Origin of the sequence: Parahaliea maris (assembly GCF_008064665.1) — a bacterium.
In the GTDB taxonomy this organism is placed as follows: Bacteria; Pseudomonadota; Gammaproteobacteria; order Pseudomonadales; family Halieaceae; genus Parahaliea; species Parahaliea maris.
On sequence record NZ_VRZA01000001.1, the window covers coordinates 719,385 to 732,680 of the forward strand.

12 protein-coding genes are annotated in these 13,296 nt (G+C 63.6%); 3 read left to right on the forward strand and 9 right to left on the reverse strand.

From position 1 onward, the window contains the following. Position 1: 1 nt before the first annotated feature. A complete protein-coding gene (carA, locus tag FV139_RS03190) occupies positions 2-1,144 on the reverse strand; it encodes a glutamine-hydrolyzing carbamoyl-phosphate synthase small subunit (RefSeq protein WP_148066772.1) in 1,143 nt (380 codons plus the stop codon). Positions 1,145-1,499: 355 nt separating this feature from the next. Here carA and FV139_RS03195 point away from each other — a divergent pair, with 355 nt between their 5' ends. Both FV139_RS03195 and FV139_RS03200 read left to right on the forward strand, forming a co-directional pair. Then, on the forward strand, positions 1,500-2,324 hold the full coding sequence (locus tag FV139_RS03195) for an SDR family NAD(P)-dependent oxidoreductase (protein WP_148066773.1): 825 nt from the start codon (positions 1,500-1,502) through the stop codon (positions 2,322-2,324). A 12-nt stretch (positions 2,325-2,336) separates the two neighbouring features. Beyond that, positions 2,337-3,539: an MFS transporter gene (locus FV139_RS03200; protein WP_235898504.1), complete on the forward strand. Its 1,203-nt coding sequence runs from the start codon at positions 2,337-2,339 to the stop codon at positions 3,537-3,539. On the opposite strand, the gene FV139_RS03205 is transcribed toward FV139_RS03200, so the two are convergent. From FV139_RS03205 to FV139_RS03230, 6 genes are all read right to left on the reverse strand, one after another. Beyond that, a complete protein-coding gene (locus tag FV139_RS03205) occupies positions 3,536-3,976 on the reverse strand; it encodes an acyl-CoA thioesterase (RefSeq protein ID WP_148066774.1) in 441 nt (146 codons plus the stop codon). The two genes, FV139_RS03200 and FV139_RS03205, sit on opposite strands and share 4 nt — an antisense overlap. Further along, complete coding sequence (locus FV139_RS03210; protein ID WP_148066775.1) at positions 3,973-5,139, reverse strand: iron-containing alcohol dehydrogenase; 1,167 nt, start codon at positions 5,137-5,139, stop codon at positions 3,973-3,975. The genes FV139_RS03205 and FV139_RS03210 overlap by 4 nt, the downstream gene beginning before the upstream one ends. A gap of 15 nt (positions 5,140-5,154) precedes the next feature. After that, entirely contained in the window at positions 5,155-6,138 is a 984-nt protein-coding gene (locus FV139_RS03215; RefSeq protein ID WP_148066776.1) for an NADPH:quinone oxidoreductase family protein, read from the reverse strand. 11 nt (positions 6,139-6,149) lie between these two features. Continuing rightward, complete coding sequence (locus FV139_RS03220) at positions 6,150-7,328, reverse strand: acetyl-CoA C-acyltransferase (protein ID WP_148066777.1); 1,179 nt, start codon at positions 7,326-7,328, stop codon at positions 6,150-6,152. Between the two features lie 12 nt (positions 7,329-7,340). Further along, the gene (locus tag FV139_RS03225; RefSeq protein WP_148066778.1) at positions 7,341-8,261 is read right to left on the reverse strand and encodes an SDR family NAD(P)-dependent oxidoreductase; all 921 of its coding nucleotides are present in this window, start codon (positions 8,259-8,261) and stop codon (positions 7,341-7,343) included. Positions 8,262-8,414: 153 nt separating this feature from the next. Next, the gene (locus FV139_RS03230) at positions 8,415-8,876 is read right to left on the reverse strand and encodes a MaoC family dehydratase (protein ID WP_148066779.1); all 462 of its coding nucleotides are present in this window, start codon (positions 8,874-8,876) and stop codon (positions 8,415-8,417) included. A 209-nt stretch (positions 8,877-9,085) separates the two neighbouring features. Here FV139_RS03230 and FV139_RS03235 point away from each other — a divergent pair, with 209 nt between their 5' ends. After that, positions 9,086-10,276: an aromatic ring-hydroxylating oxygenase subunit alpha gene (locus FV139_RS03235; protein ID WP_148066780.1), complete on the forward strand. Its 1,191-nt coding sequence runs from the start codon at positions 9,086-9,088 to the stop codon at positions 10,274-10,276. A gap of 8 nt (positions 10,277-10,284) precedes the next feature. Here the strand turns inward: FV139_RS03235 and FV139_RS03240 are convergent, their stop codons facing one another. Together FV139_RS03240 and FV139_RS03245 are read right to left on the reverse strand one after the other, a co-directional pair. Continuing rightward, positions 10,285-11,538: an acyl-CoA dehydrogenase family protein gene (locus tag FV139_RS03240; protein WP_148066781.1), complete on the reverse strand. Its 1,254-nt coding sequence runs from the start codon at positions 11,536-11,538 to the stop codon at positions 10,285-10,287. 21 nt (positions 11,539-11,559) lie between these two features. Then, on the reverse strand, positions 11,560-13,275 hold the full coding sequence (locus tag FV139_RS03245; RefSeq protein ID WP_148066782.1) for a class I adenylate-forming enzyme family protein: 1,716 nt from the start codon (positions 13,273-13,275) through the stop codon (positions 11,560-11,562). Between the last annotated feature and the right edge of the window lie 21 nt (positions 13,276-13,296).

The following is a 13,296-nucleotide window of genomic DNA, read 5'->3' on the forward strand; positions in this document are numbered from 1 at the left end:
CTTACTGCTTTCCTGCTCTGGCTTCGATCAATTCAATAAAGTGGTCAAACAAGGGCGCGGCATCGTGGGGCCCGGGGCTCGCCTCGGGGTGACCCTGGAAGCTGAAGGCCGCCTTGTCGGTGCGGTGAACACCCTGCAGGGTGCCATCGAACAGTGACTTGTGGGTGACCCGCAGGTTGTCCGGCAGGCCGTCTTCGTCCACCGCAAATCCATGGTTCTGGCTGGTGATGAGCACCGTGCCGTCGTCGAGGTTCTGTACCGGGTGGTTGGCACCGTGGTGGCCGTGGCCCATCTTCATGGTTTTGGCGCCACTGGCCAGGCCCAGCAACTGGTGGCCCAGGCAGATGCCAAAAACCGGCACGTCGGTTTCCAGGATCTCCTGGATGGCCTTGATGGCGTAGTCGCAGGGCTCCGGGTCGCCGGGGCCGTTGGACAGGAATACGCCATCTGGACGGAGGGCCAGCACCTCGCTGGCGGGGGTCTGGGCCGGCACCACCGTCAGGCGGCAACCGCGATCGACCAGCATGCGCAGGATATTGCGTTTGACGCCGTAGTCGTAGGCCACCACGTGGTGGGGCAATTCGCTTTCGGCCGGCAGGCTGTGGCCGCTTTCCAGCGCCCAGCTGCCCTCGGTCCAGCTGTAGCTTTCGCTGACGCTGACTTCCTTGGCCAGGTCCATGCCCTTGAGGCCGGCAAAGCCACGGGCCGCGGCCAGGGCTGCGGCCTCGTCAATGTTGTCCCCGGTGACCACACAGCCGTTCTGGGCACCCTTCTCGCGCAGGATGCGGGTCAGGCGGCGGGTGTCGATGTCGGCGATGGCCACCACGTTGCGGCGCTTGAGATAGGTGGACAGGTCCTCCTCGCTGCGCCAGTTACTGGCCACCAGCGGCAGGTCCCGGATCACCAGGCCCGAGGCCCAGATCTCGGTGGACTCCTCGTCCTCGGCATTGGTGCCGGTATTGCCGATGTGGGGGTAGGTCAGGGTAATGATCTGGCGGGCGTAGGAAGGATCCGTGAGGATCTCCTGGTAACCACTCATGGCCGTGTTGAACACTACCTCACCAACGGCGCTACCTTCTGCGCCGATGGCCATGCCTTTGAAAATACTGCCATCCTCAAGGGCTAACAGGGCCGGACTGAACAAGGAAACCTCCAACAGATCTCTGAGTGAGCGTACGATCGCGCCCGGCAGGCGGGCGCTCAAAAAAAGCGAGATGGGGGCAACCGCATCTCGCTTTTTGTCATACAATCAGCTCTGGTTATTCACGGGACAACACGGAACCCGGGGCCGACCGGGCGTGTGAAATCTGGCAGGCAATTTTAGGTGAAGGTACCCGAACTGTCCACCCGAAGGCCCGATTCAATGCCGCCCGAAACGGCGCTTTGGTGATATTACCACTCACCTGCCCACCTCCGCCGGCACCTGCCAATTACCGTGCCAATTACCGTGCCGGGAACAATGCCAATAACAATGCCAATAACAATGAGAGAGGACCTCCATGGCTTACTGCACCGGCAAGCTCGCCGCCATCACCGGAGCGGGCTCCGGCATCGGCCGCGCCCTGGCCCAGCAACTGCACCGGGAGGACTGTGCCCTCTATCTGTCAGACGTCGATGCAAGCGGCCTCGCCGAGACCCGCTCCCTGCTGCAGGGGGAGGCACCGGTGGACACCCGGATTGTGGATGTGGCTGACCGCCAGGCGGTCCAGGACTGGGCGGCCGACATCGACGCCCGGGAGGGGCGCATCGATATCGTGGTCAATAATGCAGGGGTGGCCCTGTCCGACCCGGTTACCCAGAGCCGTTACGAAGACATCCAGTGGTTGATGGGGATCAACTTCTGGGGCGTGGTGCACGGCACCATGGCCTTCCTGCCGCTGCTGCAGCGAGGCCACCAGAGCCACCTGGTCAACCTCTCATCGATTTTCGGCGTCATCGGCGTACCCACACAGTCAGCCTATAACGCCGCCAAGTTCGCCGTTCGCGGCTATACCGAGGCCCTGCGCCAGGAGGTCGAGGGCAGCCCGCTGCACGTGTGCTGCGTGCACCCCGGCGGGATTCGCACCAATATCGCCCGCCGCTCGCGCAGCGCCTCCTCTAACACTACCCCCGACGAACGCGCAGCGATGTTCGAGCAGTTTGCCCCCACCAGCCCCGAGCGGGCGGCGCAGCAGATCATCCGCGCAATAGAGAAACGCAAAAAACGACTGCTGATCGGCCGGGATGCCAAGTACATTTCAGCTATCGCGCGGCTGTTCCCGGTTCGCTACACCCGCCTCCTGCCCGGGCTGGGCCGGGCCGGAGATGTCCTTGAAAGCACCTGAACCCTTCATCCCGTGAGCGCAGCCCCGCCGAAGCAGCTGGATCTCCGGCAGTCGTCTGTCCTGATTCTCGGGCTGGTGGCCACCGCCATCGGCCAGTCCCTGATATTCGCCATCCTCGCGCCACTGGGGCGCGAGGTAAACCTGGGCGAATTGCAGATCACGTCCATCATCGCTATCTCCGCACTCATCTTCGCGCTGGCCTCGCCCTGGTGGGGGCGTTTCTCGGACCGGGTGGGGCGCAAGCCGGTGATCATCACCGGACTGGCCGGCTATACCGTGGGCACCCTGGTGTTCACCAGCGTGTTCTACGCCGGGCTGGCGGGTGCCCTGTCCGGGCTGACCCTGTACGCCGTACTGCTGCTGGCCCGCTGCAGCCAGTCCATCGTGATGTCGGCCACCAGCCCCGCCAGCACCGCCTATGCCGCGGACCACAGCGCGCCGACCACCCGCACCCGCACCATGGCCCGGCTCGGTACGGCCAACAGCCTTGGCACCATTCTGGGCCCGGCGGTGAGCGGCGCCCTGGCTGCCTTTGGCCTGTTGGCGCCGCTGTATTTTGCCGCCGGCCTCGCGGCCCTCGCCGGCGTCGCCGTGTGGCGCTTCTTGCCGCCCACCCCCAAAGAGGACCTGACCGCCCGCAATCGGCGTTACCGCCTGCGCTTTACCGACCCACGGGTGCGTCACTACCTGCTGAGCGCGACCGGGCTGTTCGTCGGCTATTCCGGGATTCAGCAGACCCTGGGCTTCCAGCTACAGGACAAGCTCGGGCTGAGCGGCATCGCAACCGCCCAGCTGACCGGCGCCGCACTGATGATCTCCGCGGTATTCACCTTCACCTCGCAGATGACCCTGATGCAACGCCTGAACCTCAGCGCCACCCAGTTCCTGCGCCTGGGGCTGGTCGCCATGCTGTTTGGCGCCGCGATCATCGCGGCCTTCGATCGCTTTGCCGTGCTCGCGGTGGGCATGGCATTCATTGGCGTGGGGATGGGGGTTTCGATACCCGCCGTCGCCGCGGGGGCGTCACTGGCGGTGAGTACCGAAGAGCAGGGTGCGGTAGCCGGACTGGTCAGTGCCTGCCCGGCCATGGGCTTTGTGGCCGGCCCGATCATCGCCGGATTCCTGTACCAGATCCACGGACCTCTGGCCGCCCTGTTCAGCGCCTTCGTGTTCTTCGTGGTGCTGGTGCTGCTGACGCTGCACGAGCGGCGCTAGGCGGGCGAGGGCACCACAATAGCCGCCAGCGCTTCGCGCAGGCGGGGAGGAATGGGTACCGAGCGATTGGCTGCGCGCTCGACAAACACGTGGACAAAGTGGCCGTGAGCCACGGCTTCCTCGCGCCCTTCCCTGAAAATGGCGATGCCATAACGCACCGAGCTGTTACCCAGTTTTTCCACCCGTACGCCCGCTTCAATACGCTCCGGGTAGGCGATTGGCGCATGGTATTCGCAGCCGGAATTCACCACAAAGCCGACGATATCGCCGGCCTGGATATCCAGCCCGCCCTCCTCGATCAGGTAGCGGTTGGCCGCGGAATCGAAGTAGGAGTAATACACCACATTGTTGACGTGACCATAGAGGTCATTATCGGACCAACGGGTGGTGATGGGGCAAAAGTAACGGTAGTCGTCGCGGGTGGGCAGCGCGCTCATGCGGCTTTTCCATAGGCAGCGCGGTAAATACCGAGGGCATCCGCTTCACTGACGTCACGGGGATTGTTCACCAGCAGGCGCTGCTGCAGCATGGCGTCGGCAGCCAGCATCTCCAGCGCCGACTCCGGCACCTTCGCCGCCGCCAGGGTCGCCGGCAGTGCCAGCTCGTCGATCAGGGCCCGCAGGCTGGTGATGAGCGCGGCGGTTTTGGCCTCGTCGCTGCCGGTCACCGGCTGGCCGGTGACAATGTCGGCGAGTTCCGCGTACAGCGGGGCGGCCACCGGCGCGTTGAACTCCAGCACGCTCGGCAGCACCAGCGAATTACTCAAACCGTGCGGAATGTGGAAGTGGCCACCCAGCGGGTAGGCCAGCGCGTGCACGGCGGCCACCGGCGCATTGGCAAAGGCCTGGCCCGCGAGACAGGCGCCTAGCAGCATTCCGCCCCGCGCCTCCCGGTCGCCGCCATTGCGGACTGCACGGCGGATATTGGATGCCAGCAGGCCAAGAGCCTGGCGGGCGAGGTTGTCGGAGATGGGGTTCTTCCTGAGTTTGGTGGTATAGGCCTCGATGGCGTGCACCATGGCATCCACGCCGGTCATAGCGGTCACCGGGGCCGGCAGGCCCAGGGTGAGATCGGCGTCCAGCACGGCCACATCGGGCAACAGTACCGGTGAGGACACCCCCGCCTTGGTGGTTTCACCGGTGGTCACGATCGCCACCGGCGTCACTTCCGATCCGGTCCCCGCGGTGGTGGGCACCAGCAGTAGCGGCAACCGCCGCCCCCGCACCTGGTCCACGCCGTAGAGTTCGGACAGGGGTTGCTCTCCGCCCAGCAGGACCGCCACGATCTTGGCCACATCCATGGAGCTGCCACCGCCGACGGCCATCACCCCGTCGACGCCCTGCTCCCGGCCGAGGGCCTCGGCGGCAAACACGGTGGCTTCGGGAGGATCTTCCTTTACCTTGTCGAAAACCACGGCGGGGACCCCGCCCCGCTCCAGTGCTGCCAGCACCGGCGCCACCAGGCCAATAGCGACCAGCCCGGGGTCGGTCACCAGCAGCGGCTTGCGGATACCCAGCCGCTGGCAGCTCTCAGCCAACGCCAGCGCGCTACCGGGCGCGCACTGGATCTGTGGTGTCGTATTGAAGGTGAAAGGCTGCATACCCCACTCCCCTCGCTAGTCTGCGACCGTCAGGATGACCTTGCCCCGGGCGCGACGCTCAATCAGGCAGTTGTAGGCGTCTTCATACTGCTCCAGCGGGAAAAGATCTGTCACAACGGGATTGAGTTTGCCCTCGGCAAAGTACTTCCACAGGGCCTGGATATTGGCCAGGTTCAGTTCCGGCTCTTCCATGGTGAAGCGACCCCAGAATACCCCCACAATGGCGCACCCCTTGAGCAGCGCCAGGTTCAGGGGTGGCGTCGGGATAGGGCCACTGGCGAAGCCGATGACCAGGTAGCGCCCGTTCCAGGCCATGCTGCGCAAGGCGGGCTCGCAGTAGTCGCCCCCCACCGGGTCGTAGACTACATCCACGCCCTTGCCGCCGGTGAGTTCCTTGAGCTTGTCCTTGAGAGAGCCTTCCGAGTAGTTGATCACCTCGTCGGCGCCCATTTGCTTGCACAGTGCCAGTTTCTCGTCGGAGCTGGCCGCCGCAATCACCTTCGCCCCGAGCAGCTTGCCGAGCTCGATGGCGGTCACACCGACCCCGCCAGCTGCACCCAGCACCAGCAGGGTTTCACCCGGCTGGATATTGGCGCGCTGCACCAGGGCATGATAGGACGTGAAGTAGGTGACGCCGACGCCGGCCGCCTGCTCAAAGCTCAGGCCATCCGGCATGGGAAAGACCACCGACTCACTGACGGCCACCTGCTCGGCAAAGGCACCCCAGCCCAGCATGGCGATGACCTTGTCACCGGGTTTGACCCGGGTTACGCCCTCGCCCACTGCGGCCACCACCCCGGCGCACTCGCCACCCACCACGTGGGGTAACTCCGGCTGAGTCTGGTACTTACCCTGCATCATCAGCACGTCGGGGAAGTTGAGCCCCCCCGCCTTGACGTCGATCAGTACCTGGCCTTTACCAACCTCCGGTGCCGGCCACTCCTTCTCGAGGGTCAGCTTGTCGGCCATGCCGTACTCGCTGCAAACCACTGCTCTCATGTCGTATTCCCTCAGGCCACTTCGAACAGGCCGGCAGCACCCATGCCACCGCCGACACACATGGTAATCACCACGTACTTGACGCCGCGGCGCTTGCCCTCGATCAGGGCGTGACCAATCATGCGCGATCCGCTCATGCCGTAGGGGTGACCCACGGAAATGGCACCGCCGTTGACATTGAGCTTGTCGTTGTCGATCCCGAGCCGGTCGCGGCAGTACAGCACCTGCACCGCAAAGGCTTCGTTGAGTTCCCACAGGCCGATGTCGTCCACCGACAGGCCGTGCTGCTTGAGCAGTTTGGGCACGGCGAACACAGGGCCAATGCCCATCTCGTCCGGCTCGCAACCGGCCACCGCGATACCGCGGTAAATGCCCAGCGGCTCCAGGCCGCGCTGCTGCGCCAGTTTGGCGTCCATCACCACCTGGGCGGAGGAGCCGTCGGACAGCTGGGAGGCATTACCGGCAGTGATGGTGCCACCCTCGATCACCGTCTTCAGGCCGGCCAGGCCCTCGGCGGTAGTGGCGCGCAGGCCCTCGTCGGCGGATACGGTCACTTCCGCCTCGGACTGCTCACCGGTTTCCTTGTCCCAGACAATGCGCTTGCAGGTGACGGGCACCAGTTCGTCCGCGTAGCGGCCTGCCTCGTAAGCATCGGCCGTGCGGGTCTGGGACTGCAGGCCGTACTCGTCCATGGCGTCGCGGGAGATGTTGTAGCGCTTGGCCACTACCTCAGCCGTTTGCAGCATCGGCATGTGGATGTCCGGGTGCATGGCCATCAGCTCTTCGTCGACCATCCGGTGCAGGTTCATGTGCTCGTTCTGTACCAGCGAGATGGATTCGAGGCCACCGCCCACAACGATGCTCATCCCGTCGTCGATGACCTGCTTGGCAGCCGTAGCCACCGCCATCAGGCCAGAAGAGCACTGACGGTCAATGGTCATGCCGGATACGCCGGCACCCAGGCCGGCACGCAGGGCAATCTGCCGGGCCACGTTGGTGCCGGTCGCTCCCTGCTGCAGGGCACAGCCCATGATCACGTCGTCGACTTCAGCGGGGTCGATGCCCGCCCGGCGCACCGCCTCGGCCACTGACGCGGCACCCAGGCTGGCGCCACCCAGGTTGTTGAAGCCACCGCGATAGGCCTTGCCGATCGGGGTGCGTGCAGTCGATACGATGACAGCTTCTTTCATGACGATACTCCCTTAATCCAGTTTGATACCGAGACCGGCGGCGGCCACGGTCAGCATTTTCACGGACTGCTCGAAGCCGCCCTGGAGCTCACGGGCGCCGGCGGCATTGTTGATCTCGTCCCAGTGGGCGGCGATACCCTCGGGAGTCTGCTCCTCCGGGCTCAGCCAGACGCTCTCGGTTTCCACGATCTTGGATACTGAGAAGCCACCGGCACCGGCGCACAGGATGGTGCGAGTGGGGGCGTCTTCGCCCGCCAGGTAGAGGACGGCAGGGGTCACCGTTTCCGGCGTCAGAAGATCGAAGGCTTTCTCCGGCAGCAGCCCCTCGGTCATCCGGGTACCGGCGGTGGGCGCCAGCGCGTTGACGCGGATGTTGTACTTTGCCCCTTCCTGCACCAGGGTGTTCATGGCACCGATCACGCCCATCTTGGCGGCACCGTAGTTGGTCTGGCCGAAGTTGCCGTAGAGACCGCTGGAAGACGTGGTCACCACGATACGACCGTATTCCTGCTCACGCATGATGTCCCAGCAGGCCTTGGTGCAGTTGATGGTGCCCATCAGGTGCACATCCAGTACCAGCTGGAAGTCCTCCAGGGAGCCCTTGGCAAAGCTCTTGTCCCGCAGGATGCCGGCATTGTTCACCAGAATGTCGACCCGGCCCCACTTGTCGACGGCCTGCTTGACCATGGCTTCGACATCGGCGTACTTCGCCACATTGGCGCCATTGGCGATGGCCTCGCCACCGGCTGCTTCGATTTCCGCGACCACGGACAGCGCCGCCTCGCTGGACGCGCCGGTTCCGTCCTTGGCACCGCCAAGGTCGTTGACCACAACTTTGGCGCCGCGCTTGGCGAGTTCAATGGCATGGCAGCGGCCGAGGCCCTGGCCGGCGCCGGTAACGATGGCGACTTTGCCGTCATAGCGGATGGTCATGATGTCGGTTCCTCTCGAAAAATCGGGTGGTGAGCCCCGCCGGATTCACGCGGCTTCGGGCTCAATCACCGGTTGGCAATAAACCCCGGGGCTCGGGGATGGTTTGTAGCAGATTACCGCGGGCCGCCCCTGCTTCCGCAGGGGCTATCAGCCTCAGGCAGCAACCACCATGGACAGCCATTCGGCGACCAGGGCGGGGGTCTCTTCCCCCTCGATTTCGACGCTGATGTTCTGGGTAATCAGGAAGCGGCCGCCGTCTTTCTCTTCGACGTCGCTGATTTCCACATGGGCGCGCACCTGCTTGCCCGCACGCACTGGCGCCAGGAAGCGCACCTTGTTGAAACCGTAGTTGATCCCCATGATCAGGCCTTCCGGCAGGATTCCATCGTCCTCGCACATTTTTACCAGCATGGACAGGGTGAGAAAGCCGTGCGCGATGGTGCCGCCGAAAGGCGTCTGTGCGGCTTTCTCTTCATCGACATGGATAAACTGGTGGTCCTCGGTGCAGTCAGCGAACTGGTTGATACGCTCCTGGCCCATACTGACCCAGGGACCTGGCTCAAATTTCCTGCCTTTCTGATCCAGCATCTCCGCCTTGGGGATGATAGTCGCCATACCGCGCTCCTCTAAGAATTAAAAATGGATTGGTTCGGGGTCCGTTTCGGGGTCCATATAGTGTAGTCAAGGCAAGCGGACACGAAGCGGTGTCACCGGCAGCCTGCCTCCCCGGCCATTGTCGCCAGCCCTACCCGCACAAAAGCGGATTTGAACATACAGTATGAAAATATGTCATTCAAGTATTTTTGATTCGGAACAGCCTTGCTATGCTGGACGACAACCATGGCCAGAGCATAAAAATCATGGACTTTCCCGATCACCAGGCACCCGAGGGGCTGTTGCAGAAACTGCAACTGCGCGCAGCAGGCAAAGCCGCCGCACCTACCGCCTGTAGCCACCGCATTGCCGCTGCGGTGTACACCGACCCGGCCCGGTTCGAACAGGAACACGACAAACTGTTCCTGCGGTACCCGCAGGTGCTGGGCCACACCTCACAATTCCCCGAAACCGGCGATGCCCTGGTGCAGGACTGGCTGGGCCTGCCCCTGGTAACCCTGCGGGACCGCGAGGGTGAACTCGGCACCTTCATGAATGTGTGTCGCCACCGGGGTATGCGCCTGCTGCAGGAACCCGGCCAGACCCGGGTGCGCTCCCTGGTTTGCCCCTACCACCAGTGGACCTACGGACTCGACGGCAAGCTGCGCAATATTCCGCGACAGGAGAGTTTTGCCGACATCGACCCCGCAGACTTTGGCCTGGTTCGCCTGCCTACCGAGGTCCGCCACGGCCTTATCTGGATGCAGGCGACACCCGGCGAGACCATGGACCTGGATGGCCACCTGGCGGGCCTCGGCGCCGACTTCGATCAGCTCAAACTCGGCGAGTACCGTTTCTGCCGCCAGAGCGTGAAGGACATTGCCTGCAACTGGAAACTGGTCCAGGACGCCTTCCTGGACGGCTACCACGTGGTGCGCCTGCACAAGAATACGGTGGGCCCCTTTTTCCCCGACGCCCTGGCCGAGTCCAGCACCCACGGTCGCCACGTTCGCTCCTGCGTGGCGCGCAACGAGATATTCGAAGCCCTGGAGCTGCCCCCCGAAGCGCTCGACCTGCGCAACCACGCCACTTTTTCCTACACGCTTTTCCCCAACGTAGTGGTGATCTTCCACCCGGAGTACACCAGTATCATCAGCCTGTTCCCCCAGGCGGCGGATCGCACCCTGTTCGTGCACAGCATGCTCACGCCGCGGGAGGCGACCAGCGACAAGGAGCGGGACCATTTCGAGCGCTCTTTCGAGCTCATCGATCGCGGCGTGTTCGAAGCGGAAGATATTTTCGTGTCGGTGGGCACCCAGAAGGGGCTGCGCTCGGGTGCCAACGAAAGCCTGTTGTTCGGCTCGCTGGAGGAACCCGCTGTGCAATTCCACCACGAGATCGAGGCGGCACTGGCGGACTAGAAGCGGGATCAACCATCGCGGAAGGTCGCATTGACCGGCGCGGCGTCAGCCATGTACTGCTTCAGCTCGTTGCGCCCCACCACCATACGGTGCACCTCATCCGGGCCGTCGGCCAGGCGCAGGGTGCGCTGGGCCATGTACATGGCCGCCAGCGGCGTGTCCTGGGACACACCCAGCGCACCGTACATCTGGATCGCCTGATCGACGATGCGGATGGAGATATTGGGCACGGCGGTCTTGATCATGGAGATCCACACCCGGGCCTCTTTCGGGTCCACGTTGTCCATCATCCAGGCCGTCTTCAGGGTGAGCAGGCGGGCCATTTCGATATCCATACGCGCATTGGCGACAATGTCCACGTTGCCGCCGAGGCGGGCCAGGGGCTTGCCAAAGGCGGTGCGGGACACCGCCCGTTCGCACAGGAGCCTCAGGGCCTTCTCGGCGGCGCCGATGGCGCGCATGCAGTGGTGAATACGGCCCGGCCCAAGGCGGCCCTGGGAAATTTCAAAACCGCGCCCGGCGCCGAGAATGATGTTGTCCTTCGGCACCCGCACATTGGTGTAGCGCTGGTGCATGTGGCCGTGGGGCGCATCGTCCATGGAGAACACGTTCATCGGCCGCAGGTTTTCGACCCCGGGGGTATCCATGGGCACCAGGATCTGGCTCTGCTGCAAATGCTTGGGCGCATCCGGGTCTGTTTTCACCATCACGATCATGATCTTGCAGCGCGGGTCACCGGCGCCGGAAATATAGTGCTTCTCGCCATTGATGACCCACTCGTCGCCATCGAGTACAGCACTGGTGCAGATATTGGTAGCGTCCGACGAGGCCACTTCCGGCTCGGTCATGGCGTAGGCAGAGCGGATCTCGCCGTTCATCAGCGGCTTCAGCCACTGCTCTTTCTGCGCCTCACTGCCGTATTTGTGCAGCACTTCCATGTTGCCGGTATCCGGCGCCGCGCAATTGAATACCTCGGCGGCAATGTGGGACTTGCCCATCTCTTCTGCGAGGTAGGCATACTCCACGGTGTTCAGCCCGGAGCCGTGTTCGCCGTCGGTGAGAAAGAAATTCCACAAACCAGCCTCCTTGGCCTTGTCCTTGAGGGATTCCATGATCTCTGTCTGGCGCGCAGTGAATTGCCAGCGGTCACCCACGCCGATCTGTTCGATGTATTCGTGCTCTACCGGCGCAATCTCGTTGTCGATGAAGTGCTTGACCTGCTGCAATAGCGGGGCGAGCTTCGGGCTGATTCCCAGATCCATGATGGGTCTCCTCTGTGTTGTTCAGGCGCCGACCACCTTGCCGGTAACCTGTTCGGCGTAGTCGGCCTTGAGTTGGCGTTTAAAAATTTTTCCGCTGGCGATGCGCGGCAACTGCTCATCGCGAAACCAGATGTGGGCGGGAATCTTGAAACCCGCCAGGTGTTCTTGCAGGAACTCGCGCAGCCCCGCCTCCGAAAGGGCCTGACCTTCATGCAGCAAAATTGCGGCGCCCACCGATTCGCCGAGGCGCTCATCGGGCAGTCCGAAGACGGCCGCCTCGGCCACGGCCGGGTGAGAGTAAATCGCGGCCTCCACTTCCAGGCAACTGATGTTTTCACCACCCCGGATAATGATTTCCTTGAGCCGGTCCACGATGTACAGAAAACCGTCTTCATCCATGTAGCCGATGTCCCCGGTGTGGAACCAGCCGTCCCGGAAAGCCTCCGCGGTCGCCTCGGGCTTGTTCCAGTAGCCCAGGACATTGGCCGGGGATTGCATGCAGACCTCACCGCGCTCACCCGCCGGCAGCGCGCTGCCATCGGGCGCCATGATGCAGAAGTCGGTCACTGCGGGAACCACCCGCCCGGTACTGGTCGGGTTGGCAATGTATAGGGCACCACTGTTCACCGCACCCAGCGCATTGGTCTCGGTGAGACCGTAGCCGCTGCCGGGAGAGGATTTGTGAAAGGTGCCCGCCAGCTTGCCTACCTGGTCCGGCGGCCGGGCCGCGCCACCCGAGAAGATCTCCTTGAGGGAAGACAGGTCCCGATCACTGTAGCGCGCAGCCTCCTGCAACTCGGCGGACATGGTTGGCACACCGTTGAACCAGGTGACGCGCTCCTCCTCGATGATCCGCAGCGCCTCCTCGACGTCCCACTTGTGCATGATCACCAGCTTGCGTCCGGCAATCAGCGACAGCAGGAAGGCGGAGTGGGAACCGGTGCAGTGAAACAGCGGTATGGTCAGCAGGCCGCAGGCCTGGAAGACCTCGGCCTCCGGCTCAGCGGCCGCCAACTGCTTGTTCACCACACCCATCAGCAGCCAGCTGTAAAGGGCTGACAGGATTCCCCGATGGCTGGACAGCGCCCCCTTGGGGTGCCCGGTCGAGCCGGAGGTGTACATGATGGTGGCGTAGTCGTCGCAGGCCACTGCCACCTGCGGCATGTCGCAGCCGGCAAAGTCCTCCAGCAGCTGGCTGAAACGGACCGCGGGAACATCGAGATCCCCGCAGTCCTCGATGGCCACCAGGATTAAATCCAGGCTATCTACCAGCGGAGCAAGACGCTCGATACGCTGGCGGTCAGCCACCACCACCCGGGCGCCACAGTCCCGCAGACCGTAATCGAGCTCTTCCGTCGTCCACCAGGCATTCAGGGGTACCGCCACCACACCGGTTGCCAGCGTGGCGATGAAGGTCATCATCCATTCGGGGTTGTTGCGGCTGAGGATGGCCACACGATCGCCTTTGGCCACCCCCAGGCGATGTCGCAGGGCGGTGGCCAGGGCCGCACTGTGAGCCCAGGTTTCGGCAAAGGTGTAACGCTGGCCCCGGTAAACCGCAAACTCCTTGTCGGCGTGATTGTGCATCACCCGGAAGTATTCACCGAGATTGGCGGGCAGGTCGGCAAAGTTGCGGTAATGCACCCCCGCGATCTCCACCTCATTCAGCGCAAAGGGTGCGCCGGGAGCGGTCATCTCCGCTACCAGCGCATCAATCTTCTCCACTTCAGGGTGCATCTTATTGGTATTCCCCCGGAG